Here is a 19,345-nt window from a genome sequence, read left to right as displayed (position 1 = left end):
TCCTCGACCGACCGTGCCGTCGATATGAGTGATAGATATTACTTATTTGATCTAGGTGGATCTAGCGTTCAATGCGAATGTTCTAAAAAGATCGGACCGATGGCGGTCCGAGGGCGGCGCGACCGGCGGCGACGCGCGCATCAACATCCCACAGAGAAGGTTGTATCAACTAACTGATTTGACTGTGGAGGGCCGGACGCCGCGAACGACCGGCGGCGCGTTGGCGTGATGTGCCCCCCCGGGTCAGCCGGCGGGGCGGTAGGCGCCGGGGACCATGCGGGTCGAGACCGCCATGCGGTTGTACGCGTTGATCACGGTCGCCGCCCAGATCAGCGCCGCCACCCCCGCCTCGTCGAAGACCTCGGCGGCCTCCCGGTAGACCTCGTCGGGCACGTGCCCGTCGTGCACCAGGGTGACCGCCTCGGTCAGCGCGAGGGCGGCGCGCTCGCGGTCGGTGTAGAACGGGGTCTCGCGCCAGGCGCTGAGCGCGTAGATCCGCTGCTCGGTCTCGCCTCGGGCCCGGGCGTCCTTGGTGTGCATGTCGAGGCAGAAGGCGCAGCCGTTGATCTGCGACGCGCGGATCCTGACCAGTTCGAGCAGCTCGGGTTCGAGCTTCGCGTCCTCGGCGGCCGTCACCGCCGCGGCGTGCAGCGCGCCCATCGCGGCCTGCACCCGCGGGGTCGCCTTCTTGAGCGATACACGGTCGTTCATGGGCCGATCCCTTTTCTCGCGGTTGATGATCACAGTGGCAGGCCGAGGCCGTCCAGCCATCGTCGCCATTCGGCCGCGCGCGTGGCCGGTCCGGCCCGGAGCGCCCGTCCCGTCCAGGCGGTCACCGGCCGGATGCCGTGCAGCGCGTTGACCAGCCATACTTCCAGTCCGTCCAGGTCGTCCAGAGTCGGGTGCCGGTGGACGACCGGCGTCCCCGCCGACCGGGCGCGCTCCTGGATCAGGCTCGTGGTGACGCCGGGCAGGGTCGGCAGAGCCGGTGCGGGAAGGCACAATGTGCCGTCCTCCCACCACAGGAGGCTGGAGCTCGCCGCCTCCAGTACGAGCCCGCCGACCGAGCTCAGCAGCGCCTCCTGCGCCCCGTGGCCGACCGCCTCCTGGCGCAGGCGGGCCAGTGCGGGCAGGTCCGGCCCCTTTCGACGGGGCGTCGACCTCGGGTCCGGCCGGTCGCTCACCCACACTCGTACCTGGGACGCGAGCGGAGGAGCCGGTCGCAGCCGCAGGCGGAGCTGGGCGGGTTCGTCCGCGCCGAGTTCGACCCTGGGGAACCAGTGGCCATGGCGCGGAACGGCGGCCAGCGCCTCCCGCCAGAATTCGCGTACCTGGTCAGCGGGGACGGCGGCGGTCTCGGAGCAGGCGTTCATGAAGCGCTCGCCGTGCCGGCCGATTCCCCGTACGCGCCCGTCGCGGACCAGCCAGGAGTCCGCGGCCAGCAGCCCGCCGCCCTCGTCCGCGGCTGAATGCATTCCGCGGACCGGACACCAGGCCAGGACCCGCTCGTGCTCGGCGAGCGGCGCCGCGCTCGCGTCGGTGTGTGTTCGGGCCATGTCCCCTTCTTCTGTGCGTGCCGGTTCGCCGGCGTCGGCCGTCAGTACTTTCCGCCTGGATTGGTCGGCGGCCCGTTCCGGGGACCGTACGGCGCATGCTCCAGCCAGGCCCCGCAGTGCGGTACGAGGGGCGCCAGTGCCGCGGCCGCGCGCTGCTTGAGCCGCACGGTCCGGCGGCGCGGCCGCAAATGGTCGAGTGCGGCGCCGGCGGCGGCGCTGTTGAACAGCGCGGCGGACCGCCGGGCCTCGGCGAACCGGCCCACTGCGGCCGCCGAGCGGCCGGGCTCCGCCACGGCGTCCGCGACGGCCCGCGCCGCCGCGGCGGCGTCCGCGATCCCGCTGTTCATGCCCCGCGCGCCGAACGGCGGGAACAGGTGCGCGGCCTCGCCGGTCAGCAGCACCCGGTGATGGGGGTCGGTGAACCGTTCCGCGACCATCCTCTTGAAACGGTAGGTCGAGACCCAGAGGATCCGATCGGCGCGGCCGTCGTCCAAGACCTCGGGGAGCCATCTCCGTACCGCTTCTTCGGTGCCGAACGCTGCGGGCGAGTCGCTCGCCCGGCATTGCAGGTCCACTTGGAAGCCTCCGGTGAACGGTACGCGCATGAGGGTGCGCCCTCCCATGCCGGGGTGCTCGTAGTGGAAGACCCGTTCGGCCGGGGGTCCGGCGTCGGAGGGCTCCGCGACGTCCACGACCACGTGGAATCCGTCCGAACGGGTGCCCGGCATGGGGATGTCCAGTGCCCGCCGTACCGTCGAGCGCGCGCCGTCGGCCGCGATGACGTGGTCGGCGGTCCAGCTCCGGCCGTCCGACGCGGTCAGCACGGCCGCGTCCGGGGACACCTGTACTCGGCGGATCTCAGCGTCCCAGTGGAACGTCACGCCCGCGTCCTCGCAGGCGGCGAGCAGGAACCGTTCGGTGTCCACCTGGCGAAGGCTGGTGAACGGCGGCAGCCCCGCCGCGTCGGCCCTCGGCGGGTACGTGCGCGCGTACACCTGCCGCCCCCGGAAGAGGGTGCGGCGGGTGTGCCACGTACGGCCGTACGCGACGAGCCGTCCGGCCAGCCCCGGATGCGCCGCGTCCAGCAGCCGCAGCGACTCGCGGTGCACGAACAGCGCCCGGCTGCCCGGCCGCTCCCGGCCCTGCGGATCGGCTTCCAGCACCGCGACCGGCAGGCCGCGGGCGCGCAGCGCCAATGCGGCCGACAGGCCCACCGGCCCCGCGCCCACCACCAGGACCGGCGGCCGGGACGCCATCTCAGGCACCGGGCACGGCCGGGACCGCGTCCTCGGCGAGCAGCCGGATGAGCTCCACGCGTTTGATCTTCCAGGTGCCGGTCCGAGGCAGGTCGTCGAACCTCCACCGCCGGGGGTCGGCCATCGGCGGCAGGTCCGCGGTGGCCCGTTCCCACCGGCTCAGGTCCAGCGGCCGGTCGTCCCGCGTGCACACCACCGGCACCGCCTCCCGCTCCGGCCCCGACACGATGACCACCTCGCGCAGTTCCTCCAGCCGCGACATCAGCACGTCCTCGACGTGCAGGCTGCTGTCCACCGAGTCGATCTGGTCGATCTCGCGGTCGATCAGGTAGAGCGCGCCCCACCGGTTGCGGTAGCCCATGTCCCCCATGCGCCACCAGGCCCCGTTGGTCTGCCGGGCGTACTGCTCCGGCGCGCCGTGGTAGGCGAGGATGCGGCCCCGGGTGCGCGCCTCGATGTGGCCCGGCACGCCCGCCGGGCACGGAACGCCGTGGTCGTCGACCACCCGAAGCCGGGTGAAGCCCGGAATCCGGGTGCCCACCAGCCGTCCGTTCGAGCGGGTCGCGCCGCGCCGCGAGTACCACCGGAACGCCACGGGCCCCGTCTCGCTCTGGCCGTACAGCTGCAGCAGCCAGGGCGCTCGCCGCCGGGACGCGCCCAGGAGCCGCCGGATCGTGCGGGGGTGGATCGCGTCGAACGTGCTGCCGTAGGAGCGGACCCGCGCCAGCGGGGTGCCGGGCGCCGTGGCCAGTTCCTCCCAGAGCACGAACGTGTTCGGATGGGTCTCCACGATGCCGGGACGATGCCGGACCAGCAGCGGCCCCACGGCGGCCGGAGCGGGATCGACCAGCAGCAGCAGCGGGCTGCCGAAGCCGAGCAGCACACCCAGCAGGTGGTAGAAGCGGGAGTGCACGAACGACATGCACAGCGCCGCGGTCTCGCCACGGGTGGGCCAGCCCATCAGCTGCTGCGGCACCAGCCGGTTCCACATCGTCTCGGGACAGTGCACCGCCAGTTTCGGGACCCCCGTCGTCCCCGAACTGTGGGTGATCAGCGCCGGATCGCGCGGGTGCAGCCGGACGGGCGGCCGGGCGGGGGCGCCGGCGAAGGCCGCCAGGTCGATCGGGCCCGCGGCCGCCCCGTTCACGTTGCCGTTCACGTTGCCGTTCACGGTGCCGCCGCCGTCCACGGTGATGATCCGCCGGGCCAGGTCGGCCGCGCCGGTGCCGGCCAGCGGCCCGTTCAGCGTGGCCCGGTCGGTGACCAGCCACGGCGCGTGCAGCCGTCCGAGCAGCGCGGCGGTGGCGGAGCCGTCCAGCGCGGGCGACAGCAGCGCGGGAACGGCGCCGATCCGCGAGGCCGCGCAGGCGACCAGCACGATGTCGAAGTTGTCGGTCTTGTGGATCGCGACGTGCTCGGAGGGCCGGACCCCGGCCGCCCAGAGCCGGGCGGCCAGGTCGTCGACCAGCCGGGCCGCCGCCCGGTAGGTGAGGGACGTCCCGGCGTCCATCGCTGCGTCCAGGGGCCGGTCCAGGGTGATCGCGACGTCGCCGTGGGCGGCCGCCGCCCGCTGGAACATCAGGCCGAGGTAGAAGCCCCGCCCGGAGAGAAGACGTTGCGGCATGTGCGGTTCCTTTCTGCGGACCAAGGGGAGGGCGGGGTTCACCAGGACCCTCGCCGGACGAGGTGACGGCGCAGCTTGCCGGTCGGCGTTCGGGGCAGGCCGCTCACGAGCCGGACGGACCGGGGCACCTTGAACGGGGCCAGCCGCTGCCTGGCCAGCGCGATCAGGTCGGACTCGATCGCCCGTGCGTCCGGCGCGCCGTCCACGGTGGCGATGCTCGCCGGGACGACGAACGCGTGCAGCGCGGTGGCTCCCCGAGGGTCGGTGAGGGCCGCGACCGCGACCTCCCTGACGGCCGGATGGCCGTGCAGCACCTCCTCGACCTCCAGCGGCGACAAGGTGATCCCGCCGACCATCTCCATGTCGTCGGTCCGGCCGAGATGGATGAACGTGCCGGCGGGGGTGCGGTAGGCCAGGTCACGGGTGGCCAGCCAGCCGTCGGCCGCGGCCGGGCCGCCGGCGGGCGGCAGGTTGAGGTAGGTGTGGGTGACCGTCGGCCCGCGCACCCACAGCTCGCCCTCGGTTCCGTCGGGCAAGGGCTCGCCGTCGCGGTCGCGCAGTTCCACCTCGTAGCCGGGGACGGCCGGGCCGACGGTGCCGGGCATGTTGTGGGCGACCCCGTTGGCGCAGAACGCGTGACCGACCTCGGTGGAGCCGATCTGCTCCAGCACCGGCGCGCCGAACAGCCCGGCCAGCCGCTCCCCCAGGCCCCACGGCATGCGCTCCCCGGCGGCGACGGCGGCGCGCACCGACCCGAACGCCTTCCGCGCGTCCGGCCCCACCTGGTCCATCAAGGCCGCGTACGCCGACGGCACCGAGTACAGGACCGTGACGCGGTGGCGGTCGACCAACTCGCCGACCAGCGACGGTGTGGGCCGCGCGCCGACCAGCACCGCGGCCGACCCCGAGAACAGCGGGAACGCGAACGCGTTGCCGAAACCGTAGGCGAAGAACAACTTGGACACCGACAGCGCCACGTCGTCCGGCCCGATTCCCAGCACCCGCTCACCGACCAGGTCGTGGTAGGTCTCGGGGTCGCCGTGCCGGTGCACGACGCCCTTCGGCCGCCCGGTCGTCCCGGAGGTGTACTGGATGTAGAGGGGGGTGTGCCGGTCGGCCGGTTCAGAGCGGGTCGCCGGTGAGGTCTCGCGCGCCGAGGCGAGCAGCGCCTCGCCTGCGAGCCGGTCTCGTCCGGCGAAACGGTCCTCCAGGCCGGGGCCGCTCACGCAGAGCGTCACCTTGGCGTCCTCGGCCATGAAATCGTGCTCGTCCGCGGTGAGCGCGGGGTTGGCCAGGACCGCCGTCGCGCCCAGCCGAGCCGCGGCCAGGAACGCGACCACCCAGGAGATGCCGTCGGGCAGCGCGAGCAGTACCCGGTCGCCCGCCTGGACACCGCGTCCCGCCAGGAGCGTGGCCGCCCGGGCCGCCAGGTCGTGCACCTCGCCGTGGGTCCAGACCAGGTCGCCCTCGTAGAAGGCCGGGCGCGCCGTCCAGCCGCGCCGCCGTGCCCGCGCGTCCAGTTCGGCGGCGGCGTTCATCGGTCCTGCTCCAGGTCGGGGGCGGGCTCGGTGCTCAGCGCCGCCGGCCGCGGGACTCCGCCCGCCGCGATCCAGGCGTGGTACGCGCGCATCGGCGCGGCCGTCTTCAGCAGCATCTCCGCGTACTCCTCCTCCGCGTCGGAACCGAGCACGATCGCGCCGCCCGCGCCGAGGTGCATCCACCCGCCGGTGAAGACGGCGGTGCGGATGACGATGTTGAGATCCGCCGCGCCGTTGCAGCTCAGATAGCCGATGGCGCCCGAGTAGACGCCGCGGGCCTCGCTCTCCAGCGAGTCGATGATCTCCAGCGTGCGCAGTTTCGGCGCCCCGGTCATCGAGCCGCCGGGGAAGCAGGCGCGCACGCAGTCCAGCGCGTCCGCGCCGTCGCGCAGCCGGCCGCGGACGGTGGAGACGAGCTGGTGCACGGTCGCGTACGTCTCGGCCGCCATCAGCCGGGGCACCCGCACGGTCCCCGGCACGCAGGCCCGGCCCAGGTCGTTGCGGAGCAGGTCCACGATCATCAGGTTCTCGGCGCGGGTCTTGTCGCCCTCGGCCAGCGCGTCCCGCAGCGCCGCGTCCTCCAGCGGATCCTCGCTGCGCGGCGCGGTGCCCTTGATCGGCCTGGCCTCGGCCCGGCCGTCCCGGTCGACCCGGAGGAAGCGCTCGGGCGAGGAGCACGCCACGTCCAGGCCGGGGAATCTCAGGAACGCCGAGTACGGGGCGGGATTGCCGCGGCGCAGCGCCCGGTAGAAGTCGTAGGGATCGTAGGGCGCGGGCAGCCACGCGGCGTTGGTCAGGCATATCTCGTAGCTGGTGCCCGCCCGCAGTTCCCGCCGGCACGCGTCGATGTCGGCGAGGTAGCGCTCCCGGTCGCGTACCAGCCACGGTTCGACGGCGGCGCTGTCCGCGGTGACCGGCGGGGGCTGCCCCAACGCCGGGAGGGGCGGGATCCCGCTGAGCTGGACCACGGTCGCGTCCAGCCAGTCGGCGGCGTCGCGCCGTCCCGCCTCGGTGTCCTCGGCCAGGCAGAGCAGGTAGGTCGCGCCTTCCCGGTGGTCGATCGCCACGATCCGGTCGGCGAACAGCCAGCCGGCGTCCGGGGTCTGCGCCCGGTGCCGGTTCGGCGACCCGCAGTCGGCCTTCATCTCGTAGCCGAAGTAGCCGACGTAACCGCAGGTGAAGTCGAACGGGAGCGCGGGGGCGTCCACCCGGCGGCGGGCCAGTTCGCGTTTCAGGTGGTCGAAGACGCCGGTCCGCGTTCTCTGGACGGGCCGCCCGGGGCGCTCGACCTCGGTCATCCCCGTCGTGACGTCGTAGCGGACGATCTCGGCCAGCGGCCCGGAGCCGTCCCCGAGGAAGGAGAAGCGCGCCTGTCCCGGCTCCGCCCGGGAACTGTCCAGCCAGAACGCGTGCGGCGAGCCGGCGTACATCCTGCCGAAGGCCGCCTCGGTGTCCACCAGCGTGTCGATCTTCCGGGTGTGCAGCCGGAATCCGGTGCCGGACGGGCCCCGCGGCGTGATCCCCCTGATGTTCCGCCGCCGGCTGAGAGTGGCGCCGCGCGGGGCAGAGACCGTACGCGCGGGCTCGTCCCGGCGCCAGGCGGCGGTCAGGTCGCGGAAGTTGGCGAGCATCCTGTGCCCGAACTCGGTGAGGACGGACTCGGGATGGAACTGCACCCCCCACAACGGGCGGGTGCGGTGCCGCAGGCCCATCAGGACGCCGTCCTCGGCCCACGCCGTCGCCTCCAGCGTCGCCGGCAGCGGTTCCTCCACGCGCAGCGAGTGGTAGCGGACGGCGGTGAACTCCTGCGGCAGGTCCCGGAACAGCCCGCGGCCCGTGTGCGTGATCTTCGACAGGTGGCCGTGCCGGGGCTCGGGCGCCGGGCTCACCACCGCCTGCTCGCCGAGGCCGATCCCCTGGTGCCCGAGGCAGACGCCCAGCACCGGGATGTCCACCTGGGCGAGCAGGCGCGTCGCGGCGCCGAAGTCGCGGGGGGCCGCCGGATGCCCCGGCCCGGGTGACACGACGACGTTGTCGAACGCCCGCGGATCGAGGTCCGCGCACAGCGGGTCGTCGTTGCGGACGACCACGGGCTCCGCGCCGTTCACCTCCGCGATGAACTGGAAGAGATTGTAGGTGTAGGAATCGTAATTATCGATGATCAACGTCTTGATGCCGCTCACTGCTTTACCCCTTCTACGATCACCTCTCCCGTGGCACGGCGAAAGCACCCCTCGCAGCGGCGCCGGGTCATCGCACGTCGTCACCGAGAGATTTTCGAATTCCCCCGCGGGTCATTACCGCTCGAAAAGGCGTTGAACCGGGCGTCCAAAGGATCCGAGGGCGGCAGGCCGTTCGTCATCGGCCTTTTGCGCTGGCCCATCAAATGGACGGACGGATAGAGCCAGCTCTTGAGCAGCCGCTGGAGCCTGGGCATGACCAGCCAGGTGACAACCGCGGAGACGCCCACGCACAGCGCCAGCGTCCTGGCGAGCAGATTGACACCGGCCAGATAGGGGATGATGAACAGATTGAAGATGAGAACGGGCGGGAAGACCGCGCCGGTGTTCACGAACCACAGTTTCCACTTCTCCGGGGGCGGCAGCGGCCGCACCGGCCCTTCGAACCAGTCCCGCACGCCGGAACCGTCCTCGCCGACCTCCTCCGGGGTGAACGACGCCGACTGCGCGCCCCAGTGGCTCCAGGTGAAAGATCGCTCCCAGGACCGGGCCGTGTCCTCATTGGCGAAGCGGTAGATGATATGCCATTCCCCCTCGGGGCTGCCGGCGGCGATCACGCCGCCCCCGAGATATCCGGGCTGCTCGGCCGCCAGCCTGAATAGGGCGATCGCCCACGAACAGAACTCGACCTCGCGCCCGCGGCTCACCCGATAGGCGGCGGTAACGATGATCGGCTGGCTGGCCACGACTGCCCCGGCCTCCTTTCCCGTTCCTGGCCAGTGACTACGCGGCCGGACCGAGTGAAGGTTCAACCATCTCCGAAATCTCTTCGCCCAACCCCCGCGGGATCAATTAACACTTTCTTAAGCACCCGCCCGCTCATCTCGGGATTCGCCGTCCGGAAACACTCAGCGTCACCGTTTCGCACTTGCCGGACTCAGCGCGGGCGGGCACCATCGTTCCTCCGATGCCCGGAGAACGACGACGGAAGGAACAAGTCCCGACCGAGGTCGCGCACGACCGGCCGGCGACCCGACCCCAGCTTTGTTGATTTGACCGCAGGCCAGGATCGAGAAGTGCCGTTAACCAGACAGACCCGACCTAGAAGGGAGGAAGGTCCCTATCCGCGCACTCGCCTCGACTTCGACCTCCTCTTCGGAGTCATAGTCGTAAGGCTCCAGATCGTTTCCATGGAATGGACGGATCGTGGGAACGCTCACCCTGAACTGCTCATGGTTCACCATCCAGGAGTTGCGGAAGAAGTCGAACTTCAGGTGATAGCAGTCGGCGGACTCTGTGAATCGGCGTGGCGGGCGAGTTCGGGGGCGAAGACGCTCTCGCCGGTCAGGTAGCAGGCCTTGCTGAACAGCGCGCCGATCTCGGAGTCGTGTGTGACCTGGGGGTCGGTGAAGATGAGTTCGGTGCGCAGGAAGACCTTGCGGCCCTCGAGGTAGGGCGCGCCCTCGTGTTCGTACCGCTGATCGAAGATCACGCAGGTGAAGGGCGCGATCTCGGTGAACGCGGCGCCGCCGGTGAGGTCGAGGGCCGGTTCCGCCGAACCGCCGGTGAGGTAGAGCAGGACCGTGTAGCGGGAGACGTGCTTGCGCGCGGTCGAGCGGGAGGATGTTCTCGAACGACAGATGCAGCCGCTTGAGCGCACCGATGAACGGCGAGCAGGGCCCGTACTCCCTCCTCGCCGTTCGGGTTTTAGCGCAGGTCGAGCTCGGTCAGCCCTTTGAAAACGGCGCAGCGTGGACACACCCTCTGCTGTCAGCGCTCCTGGCACCCGACGGCGCGTTCAAAGCGGTGCGCTTCGTCGATGCCGAATGGATCGATTAACCGGGTGACCTGGCCATGGGGTGGTCTTCGTCTGCCTGGTGGCTGCCTTGTCCGGGACGGCCGGTTGATGACCGGATGGCCGTTTGAAGTCTCGCTCCTGGCCGCCAATTCGCCGCGGCGGGGTCGCCAACGCGGCCGTCGAGCGGATTCAGCCGGGCGCCCCGATCACTCCGCGGGTTTGCGGGCGACCGCGCAGGCCCCCAGATTCGCGATCTCGTCGGCGTGCCCCCGCTCCTCGGGATCCATTTCGGGCCGCCAGCGGTTCGGTTCGACAAGGCCCGGCTCGAGGAGGACGAAGTCGCCGAACAGGGCGGTGATCTCGTCCTTGCCGCGCAGCGTGCCCAGGCCCATCGTCCCCTGGTACGCCTCGGCGACATCCTGCAGTTCCGGCAGCACGTGGCTGATCGACAGAAAGCTGCCGGGGGCCAGCCGGTCACGGAGGTGGGCCATCAGGTCAGCGGGCTGGGGGTCGGGGAGGAAATGGAACAGGGCCAGCGCGCTGACGGCGACCGGCCTGCTGAAGTCGATCGTCCGAGCCGCCTGCCGCATGATGCGGTCGATGTCGACGACGTCCGAGTCGATGTAGTCGGTGGCGCCCTGAGGTCGGCTGGTCAGCAACGCACGGGCATGCGTGAGCACGATGGGGTCATTGTCGACGTACACCACCCGAGAGTCGGGGGCGACACTCTGGGCGACCTCATGCAGGTTGGGCGAGGTCGGCAATCCGGTACCGAGGTCGAGGAACTGCCGGATCCCGTAGTCGCGTGCGAGCAGACCGACGGAGCGAGCCAGGAACCTGCGGTTGGCCTGCGCCAGCGGCCGCAACTGCGGGCAGATGGCCAGAATCCGCTGGCCGAACTCGCGGTCGGCGCCGAAATGATCCTTGCCGCCGAGGTAGAAGTCGTATACCCGCGCGGGGTGCGGCTCGTCAGTGCGCAGATCCACGGAGGGAGGGGTGTCGGTCACGAAGGACGCTTCCTAGGCAGGGGAGTTAAGTACGGTGTCATCGGCAGAAGCGTAGCGGCGGACCTCCTCGTACCGGTCACCGCCGCACGAGTGCGGGCCGAAACCATGTCACCTGAACGTCCGCCTGATCAGCACGATGTGCCGGGCTTTGCGTCATATCGGCCTTGCAACAATCGTGGCAGGAAAGCCGGGAGGCGAGCTCGTTGTCCAGGCAAGCGGTTCCGGCTCGCAACGCCGCGACGCCCGGGAGGTGAAGCCTGCCGGCGTCGCAACTCTCCCTGACCGTATGACTGGTCACCGGCTAGAGCGCCGACCTGCACGAGACGCCTCCAACCGTAGCGGGGTCGTACTTCTCGCCCCGGGGCATGCCGATCTCTGCGATGACCAGTTGAGACACTCGGTCGAAGCCTGTGTTGGTCCAGCCTTTCGGCCGACGGCAGCACCGCTCCCAGTTCAAGCACCCCCGGATCAAGGCGGCGTCCGCTGGGATCGCCTTCAGGCTTACCGCTCGAGGTTGCCGGCCGAGCGCCAACACTGGCGTCGGGTCCGGCGCATGCGGCGGTCACTATTCCTCACGGCGACGTAAGACCGGGTTTCACCGCGTCGCAGGGGGCAACTGTGGGATGGCACTGCTGGGGGTAAGGCCTGCGCGGTGGGCGAGTTGGAGTGCCGCGGTGATGTCCAGTTCCCAGCGGTTGCGCAGCCAGCGAAGCTCTGGGCCGACAACGCATGTTCTCGTGCATGCTGCACCATCTCCTCCAGGGCGCTGTCCCGTGCCTGCCGCACCGTCTCCTCCAGAGCCATTTCCACCTGTTCATCTGCGTCATCAATGGTCTCGCCGAGCTTGTAGCCCAGCACGACATCGGCCACGCTGAGCACGAGCTTGTGCATGTCGACGGTGCCCCCCACCGTGAAGGCGAGTCCGTCGTCCTGGACATCGGCTGGATAGGCGACCCGATGCCATTGACTCTCATACCAGTAGACGAATCCGAGTTCGCGGCCTTGCTGCAGGGAGACCAGCCGTTCGAGGGGAAGCCAGCGGGGCGCACCCGCCAGCAGGTCCAGGGGCTGCTCGCGGTGTCTGGTCTTGCTCGCCTCGTGGTCACAGCCGTACAGGACGGCTCGCCCGCCCTCGATCAGCCTCAAGGTCCACTGGTTTCCGCCGGAGTCGTCATGGGTGACACCGTTGGCGTGAACCGAGAAGAACGGGTCACCGATCTCCTCGGGGATCGTGGCTTCGACCGTGGCCATCGTGGCGGCGCGCACCCACAACTCCAGCGGGACCGGCAGATCTTCAGGACGTCCTGGCCTGTGCATGGCTGTGCTGCCTACTTTCACTAGCGATCAGACCGAGGTAAATCGGACGCCTTCGATGACGACCGTGGTTCCAAGGACAACGCCGTCGCTTGTCCGCCCGCTGTCCCAACCCTGTCAGGACGTCGGGGAGGCGGCCTACGGCTCCCAACTGTGGGACCCACACGACGGAGGGCACATCAGTGCCCGACGCGTACCTGCAGTCCGGCCGGGACGTCATCGACCCGGACCGCGAGGCTCGCACCTCGTTCGCGCGGCCTGCGTACGCCCCTCGCACACAGGCCGCGCGACCACGCCGAGGCGGGACGTCGTCCGTTACTCCCGTGCGCCTCCCAGTACGTCGATCGGACGTGCGGTGAGTGCCATGGCCGACGCCATGAGGCTCGCGGCCAGGCTCATGATGGCGACGCCGGCGAGGAGCGACAGGGATCGCGGTACGGGCAGGCCGGTCAGTCTCATCGAACCGGACAGGGCGCCGTTCGCCCCGGCGAGGGCGAGGCAGGCGATGATCCCCCCGACGAGAACACCGATCGCCGTCACGATCGCCGTCTCCCACGTGATCATGCGGACGAGCTGCCGGCGGCTCGCGCCCACGGCGCGGAGCAGCGCGAACTCCCGGACGCGTGCGGTGGTCCCCATGACGAGGGTGTTGACGAGGGAGACCGCCGTCAACGCCACGAGCACCGCCAGCACCAGATAGGTCCCGGTCGAGTTCTGCTGGATCGAGGTCTCGGCGGCCTCGCCGGCGGCCTGCCGGTGCACCGCGCGCACGACCGGCCGGTCGTGTTCGAGGCGGTTCAGCGCCCGGTCGAGCTCGGCGGCGTGGCCGGGACGCGCGCGGATCAGCACCGAGTCGTCCAGTCCGGTGCGCAGATGACCCGTCAGCGCCCGCTGGGAGAAGACGATGTCCGCCCAGCCGAGCGACCGGTCGAAGATGCCGCCCACTTGCAGGTCCATGGGTGTGCCGTCCGCGAGCCAGCCGCGGAAGCGGGATCCGACATGCCAGTTGTGGGCGCCCGCGTGGGTGCGGCTGACCAGCACGGTTCCGGGTGCGTTGATGCTGTTCAGCGCCCCCTCCCTCAGCCTCAGGTCGAGCACGCGCGCCGCCGTGGCCGGATCCACGGCCTGGGCGGGGACGATGTCGGGGCTGCCCAGGACGTAGGACACGAACATGGTGCCGCGCATCGGGGAGACCGTCTCGACGCCGGGGAGCCGCCGTGCGGCGTCCGCCACGTCCGGAGGCAGGCCGTCGGCGTCGCGCGGCAGCAGGATCCGGTCCGCGACGATCCGGTCCCGCCCCTGTGCGGCGGTGGTGTCGTCCAGGACGGCGGTCACCAGCAGCGCGTATCCGGCCATGGCGACGCTGATCATGATGGCGGCCGCGGCCGACGAGACCCGCCGTACCGCCGCGGCCGAGTTGGCGTGGGCGAGCCATCCGGTCGTCATGGTGACCGCACCGATCATTGCCCCGGCCGGGCGTTCGAGCAGCCGGGTCAGCAGCGGCGCCAGCAGGGCCGCCGCGGCCATCAGCAGCATGACCACCAGGGCCAGGAACGCGACCCCGACCTCGCCGCCGACCCGCTGGGTGAGCGCCAGGATCGCCAGCCCTCCGGCCAGCATGACGACGGCGAGCACGATGCGCGGCACCGTCATGGTGCGCCGTGGCCGCGCCGCCTCCTGGAGCGCCTCGGCGGGGCGGACCCGGGAGGCCTGGCGGACCGCGGTGAACGCCGACACCAGCGTGAGCGCCAGCCCGGCGCCGCCCGCGACGAGCAGCGGCAGCGGCCCGGTCGCCAGGACGAACTCCGGCGGCGCGAGACCGCGGTCGATGAGCACCGCGCGCAGCAGCCGGGCGAGCGGTATCCCCAGCAGGTACCCGGGGGCCGCGGCGACCAGGGCGAGCACGACGGCCTCTCCGGCGATCATGCGCCTGATCTGCCAGGGGGTCGTGCCGATGGCCCGCAGCAGCGCGATCTCCCGGCGGCGCTGGAGGATCGACAGGCCGAGGGTCCCGCCGATGACGAACACGGCGAGGAAGCCGCCGATGCCCGCCATCGGCCCGAACAGCAGCGTCGAGTATTCGAGCTTCTCCGCCGTCTCGGGGGCACCCGCCCGCGCCCGCCTGTTCCCGGTGAGCACCTGCTGATCCGTGCCGCGCACCGCGGCGCGCAGCCGGCCGGCGAGGTCCGCGCCCGTGGTTCCGGGCGCCGCGATCACACCGGCGACGTCGGCCGCGTTCCCGGCCCCGGACAACCGGGCCGCGGTTCGCGGGGCGAAGAACAGCGCCGCCTGGGACGGCAGCCCCTCACGTCCCCCGGGCGGCCTGGCGATCCCGCTGACGGTGAACGGGCGAACTCCGCCGGAGGTGACGACCCGGACCTGGCCGCCGGGCCGTACGGCCGCCCGCCGCGCCAGGTCGGCGTCGAGCACGACCTCGGTGCCGGCGGTGGGGGCGTGGCCGGCGGACAGTTCGAACGGGGTGAGCCGGGCGGCGGGCCAGCCGTGCCCGCGCGACGGTCCGTCACCCCCGCCCGGCAGCGGCACGCCACGCGAGCTGACCACCTGCGCGTAGAACGGCGTGTCCGCGACGACGTCCGCGACGCCCGGCACGGCGCGCAGCTTCGCCAGCCGTTCCGCCGTCATCCTGGGCGGCTGGTCGAGGGGGACGACCTCCTCGTTGTCGCCCGAGCCGACGTGCAGGCCGGGATCGGCGCGGACGACGGCGGCCGTCGCGCCGAAGCGGTCCACGGCGGGCGTCGCCCGCGCGCCCGACTGGATCATCATGACGCAGGCCGAGATCAGCGTGACCGCGACCAGCACGGCGGCCAGCGAGCCGAGGAAACCGACCTTGCGGGTGCGCGCCGTGCGCATCGCCAATGCGAGCACGGTCACCCGCCCAGCCGGGTCAGCCGCGCGGCGACGGCGTCGGCGGTGGGACCGTCCATGCCCTCGACGATGGAGCCGTCGGCGAGGAAGAGCACCCGGTCGGCGTAGGACGCGGCGACCGGGTCGTGCGTGACCATGACCAGGGTCTGGCCGAGGGTGTCGACGACCTCCCTCAGCAGCGTGAGGATCTCCTTGCCGGTGGCGAGATCGAGGGCGCCCGTCGGCTCGTCGCCGAAGACCACCGCCGGCCGCGTGATCAGCGCGCGGGCGATCGCCACCCGCTGCTGCTGCCCGCCCGACATCTCGGTGGGGCGGTGACCGATGCGCTGGGCCAGTCCGACGCGCTCCACCAGCTCGGTCAGCCACGCGCGGTCCGCGCGGCGCCCGGCCAGCCGCAGCGGCAGGGTGATGTTCTGGCGGGCCGTCAATGCCGGGATGAGGTTGAAGGACTGGAACACGAAACCGATGCGGTCCCTGCGCAGCCGGGTCAGCCGCGACTCGCTCATCGTGGTCAGATCGTCGGCGCCCAGCAGCACCCGGCCCGAGGTGGGCCGGTCCAGGCCGGCCGCGCACTGGAGCAAGGTGCTCTTGCCGGACCCCGAGGGCCCCATGATCGCGGTGAAGGAGCCGGTCGGAAGGTCGACCGACACACCGCGGAGCGCGTCCACGGCGCTCCTGCCGCGGCCGTAGCGCCGGGTCACCTGGTCCACCCGGATGGCGGGCTCCGGCGGGCCGAGCGCGGTCGGAACGGTCCCGCCGCCCGCCGCCGGGGCGAGGGCAGGGTCGAAATTCGTCATCCGAACAGCCTGGCAACGCCGCGGCCCCCCGCCCACCGGGCAATCCCTTGATCTTTTCAGGGTTAACCCCGAGCGCACCGGCTAGGCTGCCGATCACCATGCGGGTGATGCTTGCGGAGGACAGCGCGCTCTTCCGGCAGGGGCTGGCACGGCTCCTCGCCGATTCCGGGATCACGGTCAGCGCCGAGGTCGGCGACGCCGCCGCGCTGCTGTCCGCGGTCGAGGCCGACCCGCCCGACGTGGTGCTCGTGGACGTGCGGATGCCGCCCGGCTACGCCGTCGAGGGGCTGGAGGCGGCGCGGCGCATCCGCGACGGCCATCCGGCGGTCGGGGTGCTGGTGCTCTCCCACCACATCGAGGCGGATCATGCGATCGGCCTGCTGGGTGATGACGCGCGCGGCGTCGGCTACCTGCTGAAGGACGGTCTCTCCGATGTCGCGGAGCTGACCGACGCCCTCCGGCGCGTCCATGGCGGGGCCGTCGTCATCGATCCGGACGTGGTGATACGGCTGCTCGGGAAGCGGCGCAGGAACAATCCGGTCGACCGGCTCAGCGACCGGGAACGGCAGGTTCTCGCGCTCATGGCCGAGGGACGGTCCAACCAGGCGATCTCCCGGCGGCTGCGGCTGAGCCCGAAGACGGTGGAGACGCACGTGCACAACATCTTCCAGCGGCTCGGCCTGGCGGTGGCCGAGGACGACCACCGCCGGGTGCTCGCGGTCCTGACCTACCTGCGTTCCTGAGGTTCGGCCGGGCGGAGGGGGAGATCGGCCGTAACGCGGGTCCCCTGCCCGGGCGGGCTGTCCACCCGCAGATCTCCGTCCAGTGCCGCCACCCGGTCGGTGAGGCCCCGCAGCCCCGTCCCGGCCTCCGGCCGGGCGCCGCCCACACCGTCGTCGCGTATCTCCAGCCGCAGCCGCGCGCCGATCTCGGCCGCCACGATCGACACGTGCGAGGCGCCCGCGTGCTTCGCCACGTTGGCGAGCGCCTCGGCCGCCACGAAGTAGGCCGCCTGCTCGCAGGCCGCCGCGAAGCGGCCACCGGGTGCCTCCACGGTGACGGGGACGGCCGAACGGTCGGCCAGCGAGTACAGCGCGGCGCGAAGGCCGGCCTGCCTGAGGATCGCGGGATGGATCCCCCCGGCCAGCTCCCGGAGCTCGACCATGGCTTCGCGGAGGTTCACGGCCGCCTCGTCCAGCAGCCCGGCGAGGCCGGTGTCGGTGTTGCGGGCGCGGGCCCGTCCCAGCGTGATGGTGAGACGGGCCAGCTGCTGCTGCGCACCGTCGTGCAGGTTGCGCTCGATCCGGCGCCGTTCGTCGTCCGCCGCGGCGGCGATGCGGGCCCGGGACGCCCGGACCGCCGCGAGCTGCGCGGTCAGCTCCGCGCGCATGCGCTCGTTCTCCACCACGAGCCGGGCGATCGCCGCCGCGGAGCGGACCGGCTCCGGATCGTCGTCCAGCGCGGAGTCGTACACCAGCACCGCGACCGGCTCGTCGTCGATCTCCAGCAGCGCGGCGGACCGGCCGTCGGCCGTCTCGGGCAGCCGCACCTGGCGTCCGTTCGCGTCGGCGTATCCCCCGTCCTCGCTTCGGTAGCCGAGGCGCAGGGTCGGATCGCGCAGCACCGTCGCGAGGGTCGCCTCCAGCGCCCCGGGAACCGGCTGGAGCCGCGCCGCGATGCGCGCGACCGCGGCGTGGTCGAGCCGGGCGCGGAGGAGCCCGGCGAGGACGCCCAGCGGCCACAGCGCCAGCGTGACCAGCTCCAGCACATGCAGGACCGTTTCGAGAGCGGACTGCGCCGCCGACGCCTCAAGCCATATGTAGACGCCTTGCCTGCTCCACGTCGCGAGCATCATGAGACCGCCGGCGAGCGCCACGGGCGCGAAGGTGTGTCGCCGAGGCGCGGGCACCCGGACCAGCCAGCGCCAGACGAGGACCGCCGTCAGCACGAGCCCGAACGCCCACAGGTAGACGGCCACCGCATAGGTCAGCGGACGCGAGGGCCCGCCGTCGCCCGGAAGGACCGGCAGGCAGACGCAGCTCCCGTCCCCGAGCCTCCCGAACCGCAGCCAGACCGCGAGCGCGGCGGCCAGTCCGACGTAAACGGCGACGACCATGGCGCGCTGCGGCCTGCCGGCGGCCCTGCCCGCCGGGATCACCAAAACGATGTGGGCGAGGACGGCGAGGGCGAGCCAGCCGAGAACGTTCCCCAAGAGGACGGCCCAGCGCGCCGGAGAATAGTTCACGCCCGACAGCAGGAGGATGATCCCGACCGCGGTCATCAGCATGCCGGTGCGGTTGGCGGGACGGTTCGCCCACGTGATGAGCCCGGCGGCGACGAACGCCCCCGCGCCGACGAGCCCGAGGGCCAGCATCGCCAGCTCGCTCGCGGACGACGGCAGGTCCGGCTGACGCAGCGCCCACACCACGTCCATCACCGTCGCCAACGTGGCGATGGCGATGATGGCGGTCCGGTTCATGGCGTCTTCCACCCCACTCTAGCGCCGTCGCCTCACGAACGATCACCCGCGCCGCCGCGTTCGCGCGGTGCGGTGAAGCGCTGCGGCGTTGGATCGGGGCGGTCGTGTCGACCACGTGGCGGGGCTCGTTCAGCGGTAGGCGCAGCGCGCGGTCAGGGCCGAGCCAAAGTGCCGTGCCCGTAGATCAGTAGGTGGTCGAGACATTCACGGCGCAGCGTGCCGACGAACCGTTCGGCGAGGGCGTTCGCCTGTGGTGGATCCGTGACCACCCGCCGCGAACTCACCCAACTCACCGGCCATGCCGGACAGGTCGTCGCCATGGCTTTCAGGGCTGTGCGGGTCTCCTGTGGCTGGATCTGGGATAAATTCAGGCGATCTACGACCGCAGCGGGTATTCTTCCGGCATGGAGCAGCCGAGGCGCGGAAAGCGAACAGCGAGTACCCGGGCCCGGCTATCCCTCCAACTGTTTTTGGCCTTCCAGTCTATCGTTGGCCGGTTCATCGACGCGTTCTTTAGGCGGTCCGCTCTCTCCCTGCCGAGCTATGGCTCGGTCCCCGGGCTCAACCTCATCCGTGGGAGAGGGCTCACGAGCGTTGTACGCCGACCAGGGGCGTTTTAAGAGCGACCTCATGCCCTCTCTCCCGTACATCTGGAGAGAGTCGTCATGCCGGAGCCCGACCAGAACGAATCCACTTCCGATAAGTGCTCGACGCCAAGGCGGCGAAAGCGCGTCGCGCAGCGAGCGAAGCGTGTGATCATCGCCGGCCTGAGCGCGTCTGCTGCCGCCCTTGTGGACGAGGGTGCTGCGGCGGTCCTGGACACCGCCGTTGAGTTCACACAAGCCGTTTTCGGCTAGCCGAAGGCCGCCAGGCCATTTGGGTCTGGCGGCCTCCGCTCTCCCCGGCTTCC

At 71.5% G+C, this 19,345-nt stretch carries 15 protein-coding genes; 2 read left to right on the top strand and 13 right to left on the bottom strand.

The genetic code is table 11. The features are described from left to right. Positions 1-243 precede the first annotated feature (243 nt). From ABD340_RS02585 to ABD340_RS02550, 8 genes are all read right to left on the bottom strand, one after another. Positions 244-711, bottom strand: a complete 468-nt coding sequence (locus tag ABD340_RS02585; protein ID WP_344586699.1) for a carboxymuconolactone decarboxylase family protein — start codon at positions 709-711, stop codon at positions 244-246. A gap of 29 nt (positions 712-740) precedes the next feature. Further along, on the bottom strand, positions 741-1,556 hold the full coding sequence (locus tag ABD340_RS02580) for an aminotransferase class IV (protein ID WP_344586698.1): 816 nt from the start codon (positions 1,554-1,556) through the stop codon (positions 741-743). A 41-nt stretch (positions 1,557-1,597) separates the two neighbouring features. After that, complete coding sequence (locus tag ABD340_RS02575; protein ID WP_344586697.1) at positions 1,598-2,812, bottom strand: FAD-dependent oxidoreductase; 1,215 nt, start codon at positions 2,810-2,812, stop codon at positions 1,598-1,600. A gap of 1 nt (position 2,813) precedes the next feature. Beyond that, entirely contained in the window at positions 2,814-4,436 is a 1,623-nt protein-coding gene (locus ABD340_RS02570) for a class I adenylate-forming enzyme family protein (RefSeq protein ID WP_344586696.1), read from the bottom strand. Between the two features lie 38 nt (positions 4,437-4,474). Continuing rightward, positions 4,475-5,974 carry an AMP-binding protein gene (locus tag ABD340_RS02565; RefSeq protein WP_344586695.1) on the bottom strand — a complete coding sequence of 500 codons (1,500 nt, stop codon included), beginning with the start codon at positions 5,972-5,974 and terminating at the stop codon, positions 4,475-4,477. Next, positions 5,971-8,148: an aminodeoxychorismate synthase component I gene (pabB, locus tag ABD340_RS02560; RefSeq protein ID WP_425547310.1), complete on the bottom strand. Its 2,178-nt coding sequence runs from the start codon at positions 8,146-8,148 to the stop codon at positions 5,971-5,973. Before pabB ends, ABD340_RS02565 begins: the two co-directional genes overlap by 4 nt. Positions 8,149-8,237: 89 nt before the next feature. Next, positions 8,238-8,900, bottom strand: coding sequence for a putative antibiotic biosynthesis monooxygenase (locus tag ABD340_RS02555; RefSeq protein ID WP_344586693.1), 663 nt, complete (start codon positions 8,898-8,900; stop codon positions 8,238-8,240). 524 nt (positions 8,901-9,424) lie between these two features. Then, complete coding sequence (locus ABD340_RS02550; RefSeq protein WP_344586692.1) at positions 9,425-9,814, bottom strand: hypothetical protein; 390 nt, start codon at positions 9,812-9,814, stop codon at positions 9,425-9,427. A gap of 2 nt (positions 9,815-9,816) precedes the next feature. On the opposite strand from ABD340_RS02550, the gene ABD340_RS02545 reads away from it, so the two are divergent. After that, positions 9,817-9,993 (top strand): hypothetical protein, encoded by a 177-nt coding sequence (locus ABD340_RS02545; RefSeq protein WP_344586691.1) that lies wholly within the window; start codon positions 9,817-9,819, stop codon positions 9,991-9,993. A 165-nt stretch (positions 9,994-10,158) separates the two neighbouring features. Here ABD340_RS02545 and ABD340_RS02540 read toward each other — a convergent pair whose 3' ends face one another. From ABD340_RS02540 to ABD340_RS02525, 4 genes are all read right to left on the bottom strand, one after another. After that, positions 10,159-10,938, bottom strand: a complete 780-nt coding sequence (locus ABD340_RS02540; RefSeq protein WP_344586690.1) for an SAM-dependent methyltransferase — start codon at positions 10,936-10,938, stop codon at positions 10,159-10,161. Positions 10,939-11,460: 522 nt separating this feature from the next. Continuing rightward, positions 11,461-12,225 carry a hypothetical protein gene (locus ABD340_RS02535; protein WP_344586689.1) on the bottom strand — a complete coding sequence of 255 codons (765 nt, stop codon included), beginning with the start codon at positions 12,223-12,225 and terminating at the stop codon, positions 11,461-11,463. 363 nt (positions 12,226-12,588) lie between these two features. Beyond that, positions 12,589-15,165, bottom strand: coding sequence for an FtsX-like permease family protein (locus ABD340_RS02530; RefSeq protein ID WP_344586688.1), 2,577 nt, complete (start codon positions 15,163-15,165; stop codon positions 12,589-12,591). Further along, entirely contained in the window at positions 15,162-15,956 is a 795-nt protein-coding gene (locus ABD340_RS02525) for an ABC transporter ATP-binding protein (RefSeq protein WP_344586687.1), read from the bottom strand. The genes ABD340_RS02530 and ABD340_RS02525 overlap by 4 nt, the downstream gene beginning before the upstream one ends. 107 nt (positions 15,957-16,063) lie before the next feature. On the opposite strand from ABD340_RS02525, the gene ABD340_RS02520 reads away from it, so the two are divergent. Beyond that, a complete protein-coding gene (locus ABD340_RS02520) occupies positions 16,064-16,699 on the top strand; it encodes a response regulator transcription factor (protein ID WP_344586686.1) in 636 nt (211 codons plus the stop codon). Here ABD340_RS02520 and ABD340_RS02515 read toward each other — a convergent pair. Then, positions 16,684-18,435 carry a histidine kinase gene (locus ABD340_RS02515; protein ID WP_344586685.1) on the bottom strand — a complete coding sequence of 584 codons (1,752 nt, stop codon included), beginning with the start codon at positions 18,433-18,435 and terminating at the stop codon, positions 16,684-16,686. The genes ABD340_RS02520 and ABD340_RS02515 overlap by 16 nt on opposite strands. Between the last annotated feature and the right edge of the window lie 910 nt (positions 18,436-19,345).

The organism is Actinomadura vinacea (genome assembly GCF_039532545.1).
Classification (GTDB): Bacteria; Actinomycetota; Actinomycetes; order Streptosporangiales; family Streptosporangiaceae; genus Spirillospora; species Spirillospora vinacea.
This window is presented reverse-complemented; position numbering and strand designations above follow the sequence as displayed.

Excerpts from the sequence above, each read along its gene's own strand:
- ABD340_RS02585 (WP_344586699.1), bottom strand. The coding sequence starts at position 711 with ATGAACGACCGTGTATCGCTCAAGAAGGCGACCCCGCGGGTGCAGGCC.
- ABD340_RS02580 (WP_344586698.1), bottom strand. The coding sequence starts at position 1,556 with ATGGCCCGAACACACACCGACGCGAGCGCGGCGCCGCTCGCCGAGCAC.
- ABD340_RS02575 (WP_344586697.1), bottom strand. The coding sequence starts at position 2,812 with ATGGCGTCCCGGCCGCCGGTCCTGGTGGTGGGCGCGGGGCCGGTGGGC.
- ABD340_RS02570 (WP_344586696.1), bottom strand. The coding sequence starts at position 4,436 with ATGCCGCAACGTCTTCTCTCCGGGCGGGGCTTCTACCTCGGCCTGATG.
- ABD340_RS02565 (WP_344586695.1), bottom strand. The coding sequence starts at position 5,974 with ATGAACGCCGCCGCCGAACTGGACGCGCGGGCACGGCGGCGCGGCTGG.
- ABD340_RS02545 (WP_344586691.1), top strand. The coding sequence starts at position 9,817 with ATGAACGGCGAGCAGGGCCCGTACTCCCTCCTCGCCGTTCGGGTTTTA.
- ABD340_RS02525 (WP_344586687.1), bottom strand. The coding sequence starts at position 15,956 with ATGACGAATTTCGACCCTGCCCTCGCCCCGGCGGCGGGCGGCGGGACC.
- ABD340_RS02520 (WP_344586686.1), top strand. The coding sequence starts at position 16,064 with ATGCTTGCGGAGGACAGCGCGCTCTTCCGGCAGGGGCTGGCACGGCTC.
- ABD340_RS02515 (WP_344586685.1), bottom strand. The coding sequence starts at position 18,435 with ATGAACCGGACCGCCATCATCGCCATCGCCACGTTGGCGACGGTGATG.